Source organism: Pseudomonas sp. N40(2020) (assembly GCF_014472415.1).
Classification (GTDB): Bacteria; Pseudomonadota; Gammaproteobacteria; order Pseudomonadales; family Pseudomonadaceae; genus Aquipseudomonas.
The window spans coordinates 90,623-109,223 of the sequence record NZ_JACSZV010000010.1; the positions used below are offsets into that span (position 1 = coordinate 90,623).

General features: G+C 50.8%; 15 protein-coding genes and 3 pseudogenes. 9 read left to right on the forward strand and 9 right to left on the reverse strand.

The window, feature by feature from the left end:
* Window positions 1-173 precede the first annotated feature (173 nt).
* On the reverse strand, window positions 174-701 hold the full coding sequence (locus IAI51_RS09705; RefSeq protein ID WP_187678264.1) for a murein L,D-transpeptidase family protein: 528 nt from the start codon (window positions 699-701) through the stop codon (window positions 174-176).
* Between the two features lie 461 nt (window positions 702-1,162).
* A complete protein-coding gene (locus IAI51_RS09710; protein ID WP_187678265.1) occupies window positions 1,163-2,125 on the reverse strand; it encodes a hypothetical protein in 963 nt (320 codons plus the stop codon).
* A gap of 209 nt (window positions 2,126-2,334) precedes the next feature.
* On the opposite strand from IAI51_RS09710, the gene IAI51_RS09715 reads away from it, so the two are divergent.
* From IAI51_RS09715 to IAI51_RS09725, 3 genes are all read left to right on the forward strand, one after another.
* Window positions 2,335-2,562: a hypothetical protein gene (locus IAI51_RS09715; protein ID WP_187678266.1), complete on the forward strand. Its 228-nt coding sequence runs from the start codon at window positions 2,335-2,337 to the stop codon at window positions 2,560-2,562.
* 241 nt (window positions 2,563-2,803) lie between these two features.
* Window positions 2,804-3,127 (forward strand): hypothetical protein, encoded by a 324-nt coding sequence (locus IAI51_RS09720; protein WP_187678267.1) that lies wholly within the window; start codon window positions 2,804-2,806, stop codon window positions 3,125-3,127.
* 251 nt (window positions 3,128-3,378) lie between these two features.
* Window positions 3,379-4,014, forward strand: a complete 636-nt coding sequence (locus IAI51_RS09725; RefSeq protein WP_187678268.1) for an antitoxin Xre/MbcA/ParS toxin-binding domain-containing protein — start codon at window positions 3,379-3,381, stop codon at window positions 4,012-4,014.
* 21 nt (window positions 4,015-4,035) lie between these two features.
* Here IAI51_RS09725 and IAI51_RS28215 read toward each other — a convergent pair whose 3' ends face one another.
* Complete coding sequence (locus IAI51_RS28215; RefSeq protein ID WP_187678289.1) at window positions 4,036-4,227, reverse strand: HAD hydrolase-like protein; 192 nt, start codon at window positions 4,225-4,227, stop codon at window positions 4,036-4,038.
* Window positions 4,228-4,793: 566 nt separating this feature from the next.
* Here IAI51_RS28215 and IAI51_RS09735 point away from each other — a divergent pair.
* From IAI51_RS09735 to IAI51_RS09750, 4 genes are read left to right on the forward strand one after another with little or no spacing between them, the layout of a single operon-like run.
* Entirely contained in the window at window positions 4,794-6,485 is a 1,692-nt protein-coding gene (locus tag IAI51_RS09735; protein ID WP_187678269.1) for a hypothetical protein, read from the forward strand.
* Window positions 6,469-8,583, forward strand: a complete 2,115-nt coding sequence (locus tag IAI51_RS09740; protein WP_187678270.1) for a hypothetical protein — start codon at window positions 6,469-6,471, stop codon at window positions 8,581-8,583. Before IAI51_RS09735 ends, IAI51_RS09740 begins: the two co-directional genes overlap by 17 nt.
* Window positions 8,583-9,128: a hypothetical protein gene (locus IAI51_RS09745; protein ID WP_187678271.1), complete on the forward strand. Its 546-nt coding sequence runs from the start codon at window positions 8,583-8,585 to the stop codon at window positions 9,126-9,128. Before IAI51_RS09740 ends, IAI51_RS09745 begins: the two co-directional genes overlap by 1 nt.
* Entirely contained in the window at window positions 9,125-10,486 is a 1,362-nt protein-coding gene (locus IAI51_RS09750) for a tyrosine-type recombinase/integrase (RefSeq protein WP_187678272.1), read from the forward strand. The genes IAI51_RS09745 and IAI51_RS09750 overlap by 4 nt, the downstream gene beginning before the upstream one ends.
* Before the next feature lie 477 nt (window positions 10,487-10,963).
* Here IAI51_RS09750 and IAI51_RS28220 read toward each other — a convergent pair.
* Window positions 10,964-11,056: pseudogene (locus tag IAI51_RS28220) on the reverse strand (AraC family transcriptional regulator); the annotation flags it as partial.
* Window positions 11,057-11,172: 116 nt separating this feature from the next.
* Here IAI51_RS28220 and IAI51_RS09755 point away from each other — a divergent pair.
* Window positions 11,173-12,177: a LacI family DNA-binding transcriptional regulator gene (locus tag IAI51_RS09755; RefSeq protein ID WP_187678273.1), complete on the forward strand. Its 1,005-nt coding sequence runs from the start codon at window positions 11,173-11,175 to the stop codon at window positions 12,175-12,177.
* Between the two features lie 135 nt (window positions 12,178-12,312).
* Window positions 12,313-12,670: pseudogene (locus IAI51_RS09760) on the forward strand (MFS transporter); the annotation flags it as partial.
* On the opposite strand, the pseudogene IAI51_RS09765 reads toward IAI51_RS09760, so the two are convergent.
* The 5 genes and pseudogenes from IAI51_RS09765 to IAI51_RS09785 all read right to left on the reverse strand — a co-directional run.
* Window positions 12,667-12,855, reverse strand: a pseudogene (locus tag IAI51_RS09765) (maltoporin); the annotation flags it as partial. The pseudogenes IAI51_RS09760 and IAI51_RS09765 sit on opposite strands and share 4 nt — an antisense overlap.
* A 188-nt stretch (window positions 12,856-13,043) precedes the next feature.
* Window positions 13,044-14,801, reverse strand: coding sequence for a glucose-6-phosphate isomerase (pgi, locus tag IAI51_RS09770; protein ID WP_262410324.1), 1,758 nt, complete (start codon window positions 14,799-14,801; stop codon window positions 13,044-13,046).
* A 2-nt stretch (window positions 14,802-14,803) separates the two neighbouring features.
* A complete protein-coding gene (gene tkt, locus IAI51_RS09775; RefSeq protein WP_187678274.1) occupies window positions 14,804-16,816 on the reverse strand; it encodes a transketolase in 2,013 nt (670 codons plus the stop codon).
* Between the two features lie 84 nt (window positions 16,817-16,900).
* Window positions 16,901-17,827: a transaldolase gene (gene tal, locus IAI51_RS09780; RefSeq protein WP_187678275.1), complete on the reverse strand. Its 927-nt coding sequence runs from the start codon at window positions 17,825-17,827 to the stop codon at window positions 16,901-16,903.
* Between the two features lie 33 nt (window positions 17,828-17,860).
* A complete protein-coding gene (locus IAI51_RS09785; protein ID WP_187678276.1) occupies window positions 17,861-18,598 on the reverse strand; it encodes an SDR family oxidoreductase in 738 nt (245 codons plus the stop codon).
* Window positions 18,599-18,601: the final 3 nt, after the last annotated feature.

The following is an 18,601-nucleotide window of genomic DNA, read 5'->3' on the forward strand; positions in this document are numbered from 1 at the left end:
AAAGCGTGGTGCCGACACCCGTAAGCGTGTTGAAGAGATTAAGGTTCTGCTTGCAGAGCGTGGTGTTGTTTCACCAGCAACCGGCGTAATCCAGGCGGCGCTGACACCAAAGTGGCCTGCGGTCGATCGTAGGTCACTTTGAACATCGTGAATGAATCAGATATTTCATTAACTCATAATTCTAACGTCACACTTCCTACCTTTTCAGATTCAACCCATCGGGCAATATCAATGATATCTTGATTCGATTTAACCGCAACGCAGCCGTTAGTCCAATTAAGCCAAGTGTTCGCTCCCCCAGCCCATCCCCAATATTTATGTGGGCCATGAATTCCTACATCGCTCCCTGTATATCCTTGAGCAATCTGTTTTGGAGTTGGATAACCTATTCTAATAAAGGTATGAAACACTTTCCCGGCTGAGGGCCTTGGTTTTTCAAGGGGGTAGGTTCCTATGGGGGTTTTGTCGTCTCCTTCCCTTGTTTTTCCAAATCCGCCAGACCCAAGCGCGACATCGTATTCTTTGACGGCCGTCCCATTTTTGCACAGTGATAGTTTTTCTTTCTTAAGCTGAACAAGTAAAACTGTTTTGTGTTCGCGGCAAGGATCTGGTAACTCAGCTGTGATTTCAGCTTTTTTCGGACACGCAATCAATGAAAGTGCGACTGGAATCAACATTAAGATTTTTATTGTATTTTTCATATTATTCCTCATTGCACCCTGTATTTTCTCTTGTGTATACGACTGATTGAAGGACCACGGCCAACATCAGGCGCTTGGAATTTATTCAAGGAAGAATAGAACAAGAGTTCGGGTTTCGCCCGGAGGCTCGGGCATTCAAATAGTGCGCACCCTGGGGTCAAGCCGTCATTTTCCTGGCCCTAATGAAGGTGTCGTGACCAGAGTGAAGACAATGTTCCGCTTTCGGATGAGACACGTTGAATGGACATCGCCGTTAGGATTGGAGTCCGTTTCACGTATGAGAATGATTGAAGTGGCCGAGCATCCCTGTCCGATGCTCTGTGTGTATGCGCGCTATGTGACACCATACCTAAGGAGTGAGGCGGTAGCAGCAGCCCTTAAAATAGAGCCTGAATTGAATCGGTCGCGGTTAAAAACGGGCGGAGGGCGACATCGATAGGCCGCCCCCGCTCCGTGATGGCTCAGGGAGGCGTAAGCAAACTGACCATCTCTGCGTTGTCGCCGGCAAGGAAATTTGCGATCGCTTTTTGATTGGCCGCGAGGTCTGATACTTCAGCCGGGGACATTGCGGAACGCATTTTTGCGTGGAAGAACCCTGCGGCCTTATCGAAGCCGTCTCTATTTAGATGTAGTTCGTTCACCCAGTCTGTGGGAAGTATCTCCTTTCTTAAGTCTATATGGAAAACCTTTCCATGGTACGGGCTGGATGAACTGGCTAAGCTGGCTAACATCTCATTGAATATATCAACTTGCCGCTTTACTAATTTCCACTGTTCGCTGTTGCTTGTCACACCTTTACTGACAAGGGCAGGTTTAAGCCAAGGACCAATTATATGCTTACCTAAAAGGTTGACGACACCTTTACCTGTTGGTACTGCATAACCATACCCGTGAATCAATATTTTAGTATTCTGTGACGCAGCGAGAACGCCTTCAATCATTTTCACATAACCGTTTCGAAAAACAGTATTTATCATGTAATTAGAGTAGTCAGTGCGTAGGACATCAACTTGGCCCTCAGCCGAGTCTTTATGGTTTAAGTAAGAAGCAAACTCGTCTCCAGCGATGTCATTACCACAGCCAGAAAAAATGAAAAACCTAGGTCGCTCGTCTTTTACAGCTTCCAACACCTCTGGCTGTTCGCATGGCTGCCTACGCCAGTCATCACTGTACTTGCTGCCGTACATCATATTTTCGAGCGTGTCGCCGCCAGTACCGAAGTTCCTGATCATGTAACCAGTACGCCTAAGGGACTTAATCAGGTCGTTCCCCGGGAGATAATTCGTCCACGAATCGCCTTGGGCGATGACTTTGAAGGGCGCGCTTGCGGTCATCATTTTTCCTGATTCCCGCAAGGTTTCCAGGTAGAAGTCCAGTATTTCTAGTTTTGCGTCTTCCTCGGATGCGTCTAGCAGGCTGGTCATGGAGAATTTCCAGGTGTGTGGTTTATGGGGGCAAATAAACTGTGATGGCAGTTTAGTAGCCTGCTTCAAAACTGCTAGACCGTTTGTCCCCCAGAAAAAGGTCATTATTTCCAGGCAGGTTCTTTAGAAGAGTTCTATCGTCATTGGTGCCGCGCGCCTTCAATTCCTGAGGGCGGCAAACTTCCTTCAGCAGAAGGGGGAGGGCAATAATGGAACTTTCAGATCAGACACTTGAGTCGTTGAAGAAAGACATTGAAAAGGCATTGAGTGATGACGCATCGTTAAAAGCGCTGGCACTTGATAGTGAGACATTGTGCAAGTACAGGGCGGTCATTACACCGTTTGTAGTTGGTCTTGCGACGGCCTCGTTTGGAAAAGTCGGTGGTTTTATCGCTCAAACCGCTCTGGATAAATGGTATAGCGAGCACTGTCACTAAAGCTGATTGCTGTTATGAGGAGAGCTTGAAGTCCTCCTCTCTGATCTTCATGCCCCCTCTGCGTAAGGGAACTCGAAGCGCACCAGGACGTTGTCGAATCAGCGTCGATGAAGTTCTATAGCGAAGCTTCTGACCACATGACCACCTAGTTGCAGCCAATCTGTGCAGTCAGTTGCAGCCGCTTGCAACGTTGATAGAACGTCCACGCCTTGCCAGGAACATGCCGCTGAGCAGCACCGACATGGCACCAACGCACACGGCCGCCGAAGTCAAGAACTGCGGTGCGTCGATGTGGTCACGGATCGTGACGACAGACCGAATCTGTCTTGACGCCGCAATAAACAGAGACTTGCTCTACCTGCAAGGTGTTGTCGCCGGCCCCAGGGGCGCCAACGGCGGTATTCGGATCGACATCGAAGTGGCGGGCGCGCAGGCGGCCCACACCTGGTTACCCCGGCTGATTAAGACCGGCGTCAGGCCATTGCAATTGACGGCCGCGCTGCAACTCACTGGGAGATTGGCGTCGGAAAAGGCGCAGGCACTCCGAGAATCATTTCAACTATGATCCGGTCCTCTGACTTGTCTCCGTTGCACCCGGTTAAGAAGGCCCGTAGCGGGGCTTCGCTATTGCGCAACTCGCGGTGCGGAAACTGTATATCGGCCACTCCATCCGCACCAACGATGCCTTCGCCCAGGGAGAATGGCTAACGCACACCTAGACAGTCTCGCCAAGTGAAAACGCTGCGCCAAACGTGCGTAGGCATGATAAGGCGAGCATAATCGAACGACTCGAACGATAACGCGAGTGCATGGATTATGAGCGAAAAGAACCGTTGGGTAGTCGAGAGCATCGATCCAAAAGATGGCAGCGGAGATGTAATTATCAATCTTCCTGCCGAACTCCTTGCCCAAACCGGCTTGGGGATTGGCGACGAGCTCAGTGTCGAGATGCAAAATGGCTTGATTGTGCTAAGCCCGATAGTTCGCTCATCAGTTATTCGGCCATCATCGGAATCCCCACGGGCCGCCCTACATAGGGCTTACAGGTCTCTGCTTGATACGTATTTGCGTATCCCGCCTGACGCCTCAGATCTCGCCATACATAAATCGATAGAGTCCGGCTTTCCAGCCGCTAGGCTCCAGGCGCTCTGCAATGACGGCGTCCTAAGGTCTATGGACCGGGAATGGATCATCCCAAATAAAATGTTCCAAGCTTATCTAAAAGACGATCTGCCCTTAGACGTCGGTGCCAGCGATCGGATGTACCGCGCCGTGCATATGTTTGCGATGGCGACCGCTGTTTTCGGTGCATCCGAAAAAGCGACTCACTGGCTCACCAAACCTAAATCCCATCTCGCAGGAAAAAGCCCGTTTGAGTTACTTCAGACCACCGTTGGCTTTCATTACGTCGAAGAAATGTTGATCCGCATAAGTGAAGGCTTGTACAGCTAAGCGCTTCTACCAGCGGCATGACTACAAGCAAACGCCAAGAACACCGTTGGCAAATTGATCTAGAGAACTATGGGTGCTTCGGCCTTGTCGATCCAGCCAGAACCCTCGCATTCCGAACGCGGTTGGGCCATCGCAATCGCACTCCTTGGAATCCCCAATCATCCAGACATCTGCCGGCGAAGCCGATACAGCGTGAATCGCATGGCTGTATATCTTGAAAGAGGGCTTAACGGCGCCAACCTCAAAGCTGTAGGAGTATCCATCGAGTGTTGGATAGAGGCGCTCAACGGCCGCTGCGTAAGGTTTCGCGAGATTTGAACAGACCGCTACCTTGACGCCCGATCACCGGTCAAACGCTCAGCCTTCGTGAAATCGCAAGCCCTAATAGCGAAAGTCTCCTAACAATATTCAAAGGGGCTCTATGCAGTGCAAAATTTCGCGATATAAGCCCTTCGCGCAGAGGATTTCTAATTAGATTGCTAGACATTCTAACGTGTCGCATAAGAAACACTGAACTCCGCGCTCCTAGTCCAAACGGCAAAAACATTCTAGAAAATTATGCTGTTGCTCAATCGGAATTTGAACAAGCTCCTCTCGACGGAGAAAAAGTTTGGTTATGGACCGCATGGAACTGTGAAAACGCATCTGGAATAAAAATAAATCTACCACTATTACCTTTTTATATTAAATTCGGACGTGACTTCACAGAACTACTATACAACATTTGTACAAACTACCTTTCAACTAGAAGAACGGGGCTAATCCAAGCAATAACAAAAATGAGCGAATACGTGAACTCAAATGAGTGCAAGCTCACCTCGTCGGACTTATTGACAAACGTTGGCTCAACGAATTTTTTCAATGACTTTTTTATTTTCTACTATAAATCCAAAGTAGCGAAAACCGCCACCCATGCAAGTGCGGTTAACACATGGCGCGGAGCCATTACATATTTCATTAAAAATTGGTTATTGACCAGTTCACTTTTTGCTCCCCCTTATGACTTTCCAGAGCCTGAGTCGGAGCATCCGCCAGGCGCGGATTCGCATATTATAGATGAAGACGGCACAGAGTATAAAAACAAACTAACTATAAAAATACCGATGCACATCTCAGATGATCGTGCATTCAATATAATTAAACACAGAATTTTCCGTAGCGCTGAAATCGTCGAGGCATGGTGCGATCAAAAAATCGCGGAAACAAGACAACATATAAAAAACTTTGATTACTCACGTAATATTGGTATTCCAGTAAAGGTCGGAACTTATCCTGGGATACCGGGTGGAAACAAATGGTTACTTTCACCGAACAACCCCTGCGCCTTTGACAATTTAGCTGCCACTCTAGATACGCATGGATACGGTGAATTGCTAAGATCAATGAATGGTTATAATACTCCGGCTACAGGGGTTGGAGAGAAGCTTGGGCTAGCATGCACGGATAGCTTGCTGCCATTTTGCCTTAAGCTAATAAAAAATGACCCTCGCATTACTCCTAGTTTTTTAGCTAGCGTTGAATTATATGACAAACACGGCAACACACGTGGAGTAGAAAAAGGGGATATCCCTACTTACCTGCACGGTTTCAAAGATCGAAAAGGTGCTGCAAGATCGGAAATGCGCTTGAAGCTAACCGAAGAAGGCCACAGTTTAATTGAAACAATCATAGCCATGACATCCCCCTTAAGGGAGTTCCTCAAAAATAATGGGGATGACGCATGGCGGCAACTTTTACTGACAGCTAAAAGTGGCACTGGCATCCCGCAAAAATACCGATGTAAAACCAACAATATGGCATTCAAAACTGTTGATTTACGCGACCAGCTTAACAAGCTGTTCCCCTATGAAGAAGACATTAATAACGAATTAGCAACATCTTTATTGAAGCCAACTGCGATAAGAGCAACGGCGGCTGTAATAGTCTTTTTGAAGACCGGTAGTGTTCACGCCATGGCTGAAGCGCTAGGCCATTTACGCTATGAAGCAGACTTACTGGAAAGATATCTACCTAAGAGCATTCTCTACTTTTTTCGAGACCGCTGGGTTAGGAGATTTCAGACAGGAATAATTATTCAGTCCATGCAAAACACCAAACATCTACTTAAAGCATCTGGATTCGCTTCTATGGATGAACTTGTCGAGTTCATGGAAAACTTTTCCCTTAATTTGGGAAAGGATAGCCAGAGAGAACCAGATAAAAATTCTCCCGTGCCAACATCAGGCAAAGCAGTAATTTCAATTAGTGTAGAAATTGCTAGAGTTCTAATTACGCTGGTTGACGCCAAAGAAAAAAGTGGAAACCGCCTTCAAGGACACGCCGCGCACTGGGCAGAATTTGGAGAGCTTTTATTTAAATACCTAAAAGACGACCCAGAAAATCAACTAGAAGCACTTGACCTACTGGAGCAAGCTCAAGCACTTGGCCCGTTACACTCACTTGACGAGCTAATTTATGAAAAACTCCAATAGAAAAAAGCCAGCCAGCTTATCTTTAATTGATCAATATGAAGAGAAACAAACAGAAAAATATACATCAGCGTCCTTTTTATACTCCGAATATGACTCTCCGAGTTGGGAACTAGACTTGGGAGACAAATGCAATATCGTTATAAATTTTGAAGTGCAAATGCCAGATGGTGCCAAGCTAACTGACCCATTTTACAAAGAAACGCTCAATCTGTTTAAAATGTGGATTTGCACAGCAGACTGGTCTAGCCCGCATAGAGGGCTATATGCTAATAAAGCCACGAAAGGAAAAAAAGTAAAAAAGATTTTAAACCTTATCGATTACTTTATTTTACATTGTGATCATTGTTCTCTTCGAGAGTACGGTCTTTCTCTTTTCAATGAAAATGACCGAAAATATTTGCTTGCCAATTTAGCCGGAAACTCCCACATTTCCTCAGCGATTTATGACTGGCCTCGACGCCTGGAAACCTTCCTGAGTGACATAATTCAAAAATCCCCTAAAAGCGCGATCGAAAGCGCTCTTAGGACCGTTCCATATTTAATAGAAAACATTGAGGATGCATCATGCCATCAACCATCAGACACGGAAGATAGTTCAAATAAAGTAGAACACTTAACACTGGAATACATAGCTGAATGTAGAGCAGCATTGTGGATCAACGGATTCTATAAAAAATGCAATATGTCAAAATTCAGGTATGTACCTCACAGCCGTAAAATTATCGCCGAGGTTCTTCCAAATACTCTATGGGGAAAATCTCACTTTGCGGTCCCTGTACATTTATGTCTAGCCCCTATCGATAGACGTCGAATCGAGAAAGATCGTGCACCTACCCGAGGCAAGCACCAGTATATGGACTTACACAGGCTCGCTGACTACGCCGGTGAGATAGATGTACTTAAAAGACTAACGCAACGGTCAAGCCATGCACCTCAAACGGCTCTACCCGAGCTTTCAGTGAAACATTTAGTAGAGCAATTTGGGTGTGCGGCGAGCGGTCGTTACATATCTGCACCCTCAAATATCATACTCAATAGCCTGAAGTGTGCCATTAGCTTTTATCTCGACTACGGCGAAATTATAGTCGATGCTTTTTTAGACATTGCCGACAAGTCAAAATATTCCCCAGAAACTTTGTTCAGACTATTTGCAGGGTCGAGCATCCAGGGTCTTCTCCCTGCGCCATTAAAATCAATCGGGGTAATCTATTGGACCAACGTAACAGCGGAAGAGAAGTTCTCAACTGTCCGAAAATCCAAATCGCAATACTTTGAAGACTTCAGATCAAACCCAGGACTCTGGGAGTTGCTGCGCGTGCTCTACGGCGCCATTCAGTTTACTGTTGGCACTTTGCAAGCAAGACGCGAATCAGAACTGCGAAGCGCCAGCGCTGAAACTTGTTTGAGCGCGGATTTAACGAGCCTTATTACTATTAATCGCAAAAGTGGGGCGCTAGGTATAAACGAAACGATTGAACGTCCAATTCCACAAATTGCCTCTGAAATGATTCAAACGTTGCAGCGACTTCAAAAAGAACTTACTGCGCTAGGCTTACTAAACCGGCTTAAGCCTATTTTCAGTCACCCAAGCGTTTATGGTGGGATTACCACTATTTCGCATACTTCATACAATGCAAGCTTAGACTATTTCTGCGATTATACGCAGTCACAATGCGACGATCGTGGTCGTCGATATTATTTTCGGCACCACCAATTACGGCGTTTTTTCGCACAAATTTTCTTCTGGAATCAGGAAGATGATAGCCTTGATGTACTTAGATGGGTACTTGGCCATACAGAAAGCGAGATGGTCTATCATTACATTACTGAAAATACACCCGGGAAGGCCCTTAGAGAAATCAAAGCAGAATGGGGCACAGATGCAATAAAGAGCTCGCGGCCAGGAACAGATGAACTTAGGAACTATATCCGCAAAAAATATGATGTACAGGATTTTTCCATCATCTCAGCAGAAGCTTTAGATACCTTGCTAGACCATAGCTTAAGATTGGGAGAAGTGTTAATTGAACCAAGCTTCATCTATGGCCCAAACGGTTCATCATATAAAATAGTTGCAACCATCAGGGAGACTATCTAATGACTGCAGAGGATGGCTTCCATGCTCAAACAACATCAATATTATCCCTTATTTCACTGCTAAACGAAATAGAATCGAACCCAAGCATATATAAAACTCTGCCAAATTTTGATTTCCATCTTAGAAGCCAGGGAAATCTTTGCAGAGTGTCCATTCCAGAAAAATCTATCATTCCATCTTCGCTCAACACATTTAAGCGCTACTGTGCCAAAGTAGCACCCGGTGGGTTTGAAGCTGTGGACAAGCTTAGAACCACCGTGTACTTGATAATAACAAGCGAAATAAAAAAAACCACCGAAAAGCCTAGATCGACGCAAAAGCAGGCTATTAATAGACTTCAGCACGATTGTGCTAGATTAAATATTGACTTACTCAGACTGACTAAAATACTTAAAATCTCAATGGCACAAACAGCTTACTATGCGAACACCTATAAAGACCCAACCTTAATGGCGTTGTTTCACAAGGAGCGCAGAGAGCTTATAGATATGCTGAGCACTGTTAGCTCCAACGACAACGACAACGACAACGACAACAACCCATGAAAAAACTTTACAGGGTTACTTTGCCCGGTGATACATTGCCATTCGCTGTGGCTCCCAATCACTCAGTGATAGTTACCGAGGCATCGGCGATACCAACATTGAGTTGGCCAAATGGTGCTTGGTGTCTTGAGGCAAATTTATGGATGCTCAAACTGTATGAGCAAGGCCGATCTCGTTCACAACGGGGAGGAACTTTATTATCTTATGCAACCAATATCTCCCATCTGCTGAGATACGTTTACGCTCAAAACACCTCATTATTGAAAATTACAGATAGCCAGTTTGCTTTTTTTATCACTACTTTATTAGGTGAAAGAGCGGATAACGGAACAAAAAAACGCGAACAAAATCACGTTGTCAATATTGGCCGAAACTGCCTACAATTAATCTCATATGTTTCCGAGGTTTTCTCCACCCCTCCTAAACTATCCATTGAGACTAAAGAATTAACTATAACCGCGCCAAATGGCACTCGCTTCAAGCGCACGGTCCAATTCCACCCTGCCCTTGCATTAGAATCTAGAACTTCGAAACGGTTTCCTATTAACGCAAATAATATCAGACAACTTCGGCTAGCTGCTCATCGAGACCAGGGTAGTTCAACGTTTATCAAAGCGCGCCGTAGGGTAATGATCCGAGCACTTGAAATGACAGGTGGGCGTCGTATGGAACTCAGCCTACTGTCTGTCGATGCGGTACATAGTGCTGCACTCACTGGGTATTTATCAGTGAGGACCGTGAAACGGGGTCATTCCCAGTCGCCCTCAAATCAACAGCCAGTCATAATGCGTGAGATCCCAATTTCGCCGCTAGACATTAAGCTTTTAGAGGACTTTATCACCGACTATCGCGCTCCGCTGATCGGAAAATTTTTTACAAAAGGGTTTGATCATGGCTATCTTTTTGTGAGCGAAAGTACAGGTGCCCCTTTACAACCAAATCATATGACTGCAGAGCTACATACTCTTAAACGGATTTCAGGAATCGAGGACCCTATCAGCCCTCACTTATTCCGACATCGTTTCATAACAAAGATATTCGTCGCTGAAATCTTTAAAGCAGATGTAAATACTCTCAAGGACTTCAAGGCCGCCATGCTAGGCAGTGAAACCTTGAAAAGAAAAGTGTGTGAACTTACCGGGCACAAGAACGTGGCTTCACTAGATGCATACATTCACTTAGCATGGGATGAGGTTGAGAATCTGAAAACAACTCTACCAAACTTAAGCAAGCTTCAGTCTATCGACGCTATTCGCGAACAACTTAACGCGCTAATGGCTAAATTGGAGGAGAATAAAATAACATCTGAGCTTTCAACACTACTGGACCTAATTACGTCATTCGAAGCTTTACTCTAAGCAACAAAGTTGACGCAATACGAGATACCCCCATCAAACGGACTAATGCGGTTACGTTCGAAAGTGGTCAACTGCTGAATTCAGTTCTCTGCCCACCTGCTGTAGTTCTTCTGTCGAACTCTGTAACTGATTGCTTTCCTGTTCACTATTTTCCGCGACTTTGCGTACTCGCTCCACGTTTCGACTGACCTCTCCTGCAACAATGGTCTGTTGTTTGGACGCCAGAGTTATCTGCTGATTCGTTTGCTCGATTCGAGAGACCGCAGATGTAATCAACTCCAATGCCTCGGAGGCTTGAGTGCGGCGATTGAAGAGATCACGAAGTGGCTTTCAGAGAATGTCGCAGATAACGCAGTCATGGCCATGGAAGCTCTGGACACAAATGCGAAAGCGATTACAGATGCGATTCGGCCCCTGGCTATGCAAACCCGACCTTCACAGCAGGCAGGAATCGGCCATTAGCAACCATTGCTCGGCTTAAAGAAACGGCGAAATGTTTGCCATCGCACGAGTTATGTACATGTCCTTCTCCCCCACCGGGGCAACGTAATGAAGCGCACTGCGTGCAGCTCAGTCGCTATGTTATGCCTTACGGTTTGCATACAAACCGACAAGCGATCCGCTACACCCCGTGTTAGCCTCTGCCAATGTTATTTTTCAAAGGCCGGCACACGCCCTGCAACCCGATGAACAAGAAAAAAACCGTCACCGTCAGCGACATCGCCAAGCGGGTCAACATGACCACCACCACGGTCTCAAGGGCCTTGAGCAAGCCAAACCTGGTCAAGCCAGCTACGCTGGCGAAAATCCTTGAGGTGGCCCGTGAACTGGACTACGTGCCCAACACGTTTGCTCGAGGGCTCAAACGCAGCGAAAGCTTAATCATCGGGGTAATCACCGCGTCGGTTGACAACCCGTTCTACAGCGAGATGATCAAGGCCATTTCCCGAGAGGCGAAGAAGCACGGTTACACCATCATGCTGTTGGACACCGACAAGCTTGAAGATTTGGAAAACAGTGCCGTGGCCACCCTGCTGGGTTACCGGGTGGCGGGGATCATTCTGTCGCCGGTGTCGGACGAGCCCGACTATCAACCCGATTATCTTGAGCGGCTGAGCAGTGGCAAGACGCCAGTGGTGCTGCTGGACCGCACGATCCATGACAGCCCTTTCAGTCGAGTGGTTCTGGACAACTACGACAGCGGCTTGAAGGCCGCGCAATACCTGCTCGCCCATGCCCCCAGTATGAAGCGTTTGCTGGTATTGACCGGGCCTAAGCACTCACGGATTACCGTGGAACGACTCAAAGGATTGCACGCTGTGCTGGCGGAACATCCGACGGTGCAGGTCGATATATACCCGGGCGATTACACCCTCGAGCCGTCCTATCAGAACACACTCGCCTACTTGCAGGACCGGTCTGCACCGGACGCAATCATAGGTTTCAACCAGCTGATTACTCTGGGCGCATTGAAAGCGTTGCGCGCCCGAAATATACCTCAAGACAGCATCACAATCTGCGGCATCGACCGTCTGCCGTTCGCCGATATCTTCGGGATACCGATCGCTTGTGTCGTTCACGATGCATCGCTGGCTGGTAGCAGCGCGGTACAGATGCTGCTGGACCGCTTGGCGAACCCGCAAAAATCTCGCGATAAGGTGGTGATTGCAGGTGAGTTGGAGAACGGCTGAGCTCCGTATGCCAACTTCTGGGCCTGATGCTGCAAGCCATCACAAACAAACCCGATACCTGTAGTCGCTGATCGAATCTCTGCGCGCGCGCTTTTTAGTCTTCCACCAACGCTTCAGTCTGAGCGAGACAACTGACGCACAGTCCTGGCAGGCGGTCTGCTGGCGTTTATGACCACTACCACCTTCTACCTGATTACCGTCTACACCCCCCACTTTAGGCAGGTCTGTGCTAAACCAGAGCACCACCGACAGCCTGGTGGTCACGCTCTTCGTCGGCCTGAGCAATTTGATTTGGCTGCCCATCGGCGGCGCAATCTCCGACCGCATTGGCCGTCGGCCTCTGTTGCTGGCGATTTCCTTGCTGTGCATCTTCACCACCTATCCCGCCATACACTGGGTGGCCGAGGCGGCAAGTTTCAGGCAACTATTCGCAGTTTTGTTGTACTTCTCTTTCTTCTTTGGAATCTACAACGGCGCGATGGTTGCAGCACTGTAGTCACGACGGTCTGCCCAGAACGAGCCGCCATTCAATGCCGGCATCTTGTTCCACTCTACGTAGAGCTGACTCATCCGCGTATAGCCATGCTCCCCGTCAAATTTCAGGGCATGGCCATACTCGTTATAAAACTGTGCCATGCCTTCCACGCTGCCCCCCGAGCTGTCGTCCAGTGAAAGCAGATAAAAAGGCACCGCATAACCTGAACCAAAAGCATGAGAAAAATCCAGGTATTGCCAGTGCACAGTGACCACGGTGAGCTAACGATTGCAATACACAGGTTATTTAAACAATGAATTAATCAACCGTCATAAGTTTTTACCTTCCTCCAAGACCGGAAGGCGTTAGTCCCGCACAGTCTTATGAGGCTCTAACCCCGATGACGTCCGCGGAAATAATCGATCAGGCCCTGAGTCGAACAGTCGGCGGCGGGCGGTGGGTCGAAACCTGTCAGGCAGCTATAGACGCTCGTTCCCAGCTCTTTCCCTAACTCAACGCCCCACTGATCGAACGAGTTGATCCCCCAGATTACGCCCTGCACAAATACCTTGTGTTCATACAGCGCGATCAATGCGCCGAGACGTCGGGGATCGAGGGTTTCCATCACCAGAGTGTTGCTGGGGCGGTTGCCCGGGATCACTTTGTGCGGGGCCAGGCGCTGTACATTGGCTTTCGACAGCCCCTTAGCCCGCAATTCGGCCTCGGCCTCTTTCAGGTTCTTGCCGCACATCAGCGCCTGGCTCTGCGACAGGCAGTTTGCGTACAACCAGTGATGGTGATCGGCCAGCGGTTTGTGACTGACGACCGGGACGATAAAGTCCGCCGGTATCAGCGCCGTCCCTTGGTGCAGCAATTGGTGATACGCATGTTGCCCATTGCAGCCGACACCGCCCCAGATCACTGGCCCGGTCCCGCAGGACACTGCGGAGCCATCCTGACGAATGCTCTTGCCGCTGGACTCCATATCCATCTGCTGCAGGTGCTTTACGAAGTTTCGCAAGTAATGATCGTAGGGCAGGAACGCATAGGCCTGGGCATCCCAGAAGTTGCGGTACCAGATGCCAAGCATCGCCAACAACACCGGCATATTGCTTTCGAGCGGCTCGTTGAGGAAATGACAATCCATGGCATTGGCACCGGAGAGCAACTCCTTGAAGTTGGTCATGCCGATGGCCAAGGCAATTGGCAAACCGATCGCAGACCATAACGAATAGCGACCGCCGACCCAATCCCACATTGGGAAGATGTTTTTCTCGCGAATACCGAAGTCGATGGCCGCCTGGTTGTTACTGGTGACGGCGATGAAATGTCGGTAGAGCTTTTGCTCATTGCCGCCGCTATTCAGGTACCAGGCACGCGCTGCCTCGGCATTTTTCAGGGTCTCCAGGGTCGCGAAAGATTTGCTGGAAACGATGAACAACGTGGTTTCGGCGTCCAGACGTGCAGTCAACTCATGGAATTCACTGCCATCGATGTTCGCCAGATAATGACAGCGCACGCCCGACGGGTGGCGGTAGGGCAAGAGCGCCTCAGACACCAGTTCCGGCCCAAGAAAGGAACCACCAATACCGATATTGACCACGTCTGTGATCGCTCTATCACTGTAGCCACGCCATAATCTGTCATGGATGCGGCCGACGATTTCGGTCATTTTCCCAAGGGCGTCATGGACGTCGCGCATCAGGTTGCGTCCGTCGACGATCAAGCGATCACCCACCGGACGACGCAAGGCCGTATGCAAGGCGGGACGACGTTCAGAGGTGTTGACCTGCTCGCCGACATACATCGCCTGGATCGCCTCACCAAGCCCCGATTCTCGAGCCAGCTGGATCAACAAATCGCGGGTTTCTCGGGTGATCAGGTTCTTCGAGTAGTCCAGAAAGAGGCCGCAACTGGACGCGCTGAACGCGTTGAAACGTCCGGCGTCAGCCTCGAATGCGTCACGCATATTGAAGCGCTGCATGGCGAGGCGGTGCTTTTGCAGAGCCTGCCAGGACGGCAGGCTGGTTGCATCTAGCGGTTGCAGATAATGTTTGGTGGAAGGTCGCTGCTCAGAAGCCAGCTGCGACCTCGCTGTAAGTGGCGTCGCCCTGGTACCGAGGGCTTCGCGATCGACATCCGCCCGCATGGTTATTCCTCCACCGGCGACTTGGCCAGCAGGGACTGCGCCGTTTCAAGCACGTTTTCGAGGGTAATGCCGAAGTGCTCATACAGCGCCGGCGCAGGCGCCGACTCGCCGTAGGTGGTCATGCCGATCACGCGGCCTTCCAGGCCCACGTACTTGTACCAAAAGTCTGCATGAGCGGCTTCGATGGCGATACGGGCGCTGACCTGCAACGGCAGAACCGCTTGCTTGTAGCCGGCGTCTTGAGCATCGAACACGCTGGTGCACGGCATCGAAACAACGCGCACTTTGCGACCTTGCTCGGTCAGCTTGTCGTAAGCCTGAACCGCCAGGCCGACTTCCGAACCGGTAGAGATCAGGATCAGCTCAGGCTCGCCTGCGCAGTCCTTCAACACGTAACCGCCACGGGCGATGTCGGCTATCTGCAGCGCGCTGCGTTCCTGGTGCTGCAGGTTCTGACGCGAGAAGATCAGCGCCGAAGGGCCGTCCTTGCGCTCGATGGCCTCTTTCCAGCAAACGGCCGATTCAACGGCATCGGCTGGACGCCAGGTGTCGAGGTTCGGTGTGCTGCGCAGGCTGGTCAGCTGCTCGATCGGCTGGTGAGTCGGGCCGTCTTCTCCCAGACCGATGGAGTCGTGGGTGTAGACGAACACCACGCGTTCCTTCATCAGCGAGGCCATGCGTACTGCGTTGCGCGCGTATTCCATGAACATCAGGAAGGTTGCGCCGTAAGGCACCAGACCGCCGTGCAACGCCACGCCGTTCATGATCGCGCTCATGCCGAATTCGCGAACGCCGTAGTACATGTAGTTGCCGCTGGCGTCTTCAGCCGAAACACCTTTGCAACCTTTCCACAGGGTCAGGTTGGAACCGGCCAGGTCAGCGGAGCCGCCGAGCAGTTCAGGCAACAGCGGGCCGTAGGCATTCAGTGCGTTCTGGCTGGCTTTACGGCTGGCGATGGTTTCGCCCTTGGCCGCGACTTCAGCAATATAAGCCGAGGCTTTTTCCGCGAAGTCTTCCGGCAGATCGCCGCCCAGGCGACGGACCAGTTCGTTGGCCAGCTCAGGGAAAGCGGCGGAGTAGGCAGCGAAACGCTGATCCCACTCGGCTTCGGCCGCGCGGCCGGCTTCCTTGGCGTCCCACTCGGCATAGATGTCGGCCGGGATTTCGAACGGACCGTGGTTCCATTTCAGTGCAGCACGGGTCAGAGCAATTTCCGCGTCACCCAACGGGGCGCCGTGGCAGTCTTCTTTACCTTGCTTGTTTGGCGAACCGAAACCAATGGTGGTCTTGCAGCAGATCAGGGTTGGCTGATCGCTTTTGCGCGCGGTTTCGATCGCAGTCTTGATCTCTTCCGGGTCGTGACCGTCTACGTTGCAGATCACCTGCCAGTTGTAGGCTTCGAAACGCTTCGGGGTGTCATCGGTGAACCAGCCTTCGACTTCGCCGTCGATGGAGATGCCGTTGTCATCGTAGAAGGCGATCAGTTTGCCCAGGCCCAAAGTACCGGCCAGGGAGCCGACTTCGTGGGAGATGCCTTCCATCATGCAGCCATCACCCAGGAACACGTAGGTGTGATGGTCGACGACGTTGTGGCCGGGACGGTTGAACTGCGCCGCCAGGACTTTTTCAGCCAGGGCGAAACCTACGGCGCTGGCCAGGCCTTGGCCCAGTGGACCGGTGGTGGTTTCTACGCCTGGGGTGTAGCCGAATTCCGGGTGGCCCGGGGTACGGCTGTGCAGTTGGCGGAAGCTTTTCAGGTCATCGATCGACAGATCGTAGCCGGTCAGGTGCAGCAGCGAGTAGATCAGCATCGAGCCGTGGCCGTTCGACAGCACGAAGCGGTCACGGTCGGCGAACGATGGATTGCTCGGGTTGTGCTTCAGGTAGTCACGCCAAAGTACTTCGGCGATATCCGCCATACCCATAGGGGCACCGGGATGCCCGCTGTTGGCTTTTTGCACGGCATCCATGCTGAGGGCACGAATGGCGTTGGCACGCTCACGACGGCTTGGCATCGCTAATCTCCAGAGAGTTGAATGGAATAAAAGAAAGGCCGACCCAATACGGTTAGACTGCCAGGTCGGTGCCTCAAGTCAGGATCAGGCTCTGGTTGCGAGTAAGACTTCGAGTTTTTCCTGGTCGCGAGCGAACTGGCGAATACCCTCGGCCAGCTTCTCGGTCGCCATGGCGTCCTCGTTGGACTCCCAGCGGAACTGACTCTCGGTCATGCTTTGACGGGGCTCCGCAGCCGCGCCTGGTGCCAGCTTGCGCTCAAGCTTGCCAGTGTCGGCGGCGAGTTTTTCCAGCAACTCCGGGCTGATAGTCAGGCGATCACAACCAGCTAACTGCTCGATCTGATTCAGGTTACGGAAGCTGGCACCCATGACCACGGTCTTGAAGTCGTTGGCCTTGTAGTAGTTATAGATACGCGTCACCGACTGCACGCCCGGATCATCGGAACCGATGAAATCGTTACCGTTGGCCTTTTTGTACCAGTCGTAGATCCGGCCTACAAACGGCGAAATCAGGAACACCCCGGCCTCCGCACAGGCAACCGCCTGGGCGAAGGAAAACAGCAGGGTCAGGTTTGTCTGAATACCTTCGCGCTCCAGTTTCTCGGCAGCGCGGATGCCTTCCCAAGTGGACGCGACCTTGATCAGCACGCGTTCACGGCCAATACCGGCTTCGTCATACAGCTCGATCAGACGGTGCGCGCGCTTCAGTACCGCGTCAGTGTCGAACGACAAGCGCGCATCCACTTCAGTGGAAATACGACCCGGTACAACCTTCAGAATTTCTTGCCCTACCGCCACGCCAAAACGGTCGCTGGCCAAACCCACGTCGCCCTTGCAGTGGTGAACACAATCATTCAGCAACTCGGCATAGCCGGGAATGGCCGCTGCTTTCAGCAGCAGGGAAGGATTGGTAGTAGCGTCAACGGGTTTCACGCGAGCGATTGCTTCGAAGTCGCCGGTGTCAGCAACCACGGTGGTCATTTGTTTGAGTTGTTCCAGCTTGGAGGTCATGAGCGTCGCAGTCCGTAAGAGATGGAGAGTGGGTTAACGACAGGTGTATCCGCCGTCGATTGGCAGGCTCACGCCGCTGATCATGCTCGCCGCGCTGCTGAGTAGAAACAGTACCGGCCACGCGATTTCAGCGGGTTCGGCAAACCGTCCCAAGGGAATGGCAGCCAGCACCGGGTCGCGATTTTCAGGCAGTGCCCAGGCCCGTTCCGCCATGGGCGTGAGGGTCACCGTCGGGTTGACACTATTGACGCGAATACCATGGCGGCCCCACTCCGCACATTGCACCCGGGTCATGGCATCCATTGCAGCCTTCGAGGCGCAATAGGCCAAATGTTCCTCCAGCGCAACCAATGACGCCTGGCTCGACAGATTGACGATCGAACCGCGGACCCGCCCATCAATCATGACTGAAGCGACCCGACTGGCAATCAGCGCCGCCGCCCGGGCATTGACGGCCATGACCCGGTCAAAGCCTTCGGCGGTGATTTCATGGGCCGATTCCAGCACCGATATGCCTGCGCAATTGACCAGCCCGTGCATCACCGGCAAGGTTTGCAAGGCTAGCTCCAATGCCGCGCTGTCAGCGACGTCAACCGGCAGCGCTTCACAGCCCTGAGCCTGCAACGAACGCAACACCTCGCGATTGCGTCCCATGGCAAACACCTCGGCCCCACAAGCCAGCAACTGCCTGACAATTTCCAGACCGATGCCGCTGCTGGCTCCGGTCACTAAGATGCGTTGCTCGCGAAAATCGAAGCGAATGCTGCTCATATA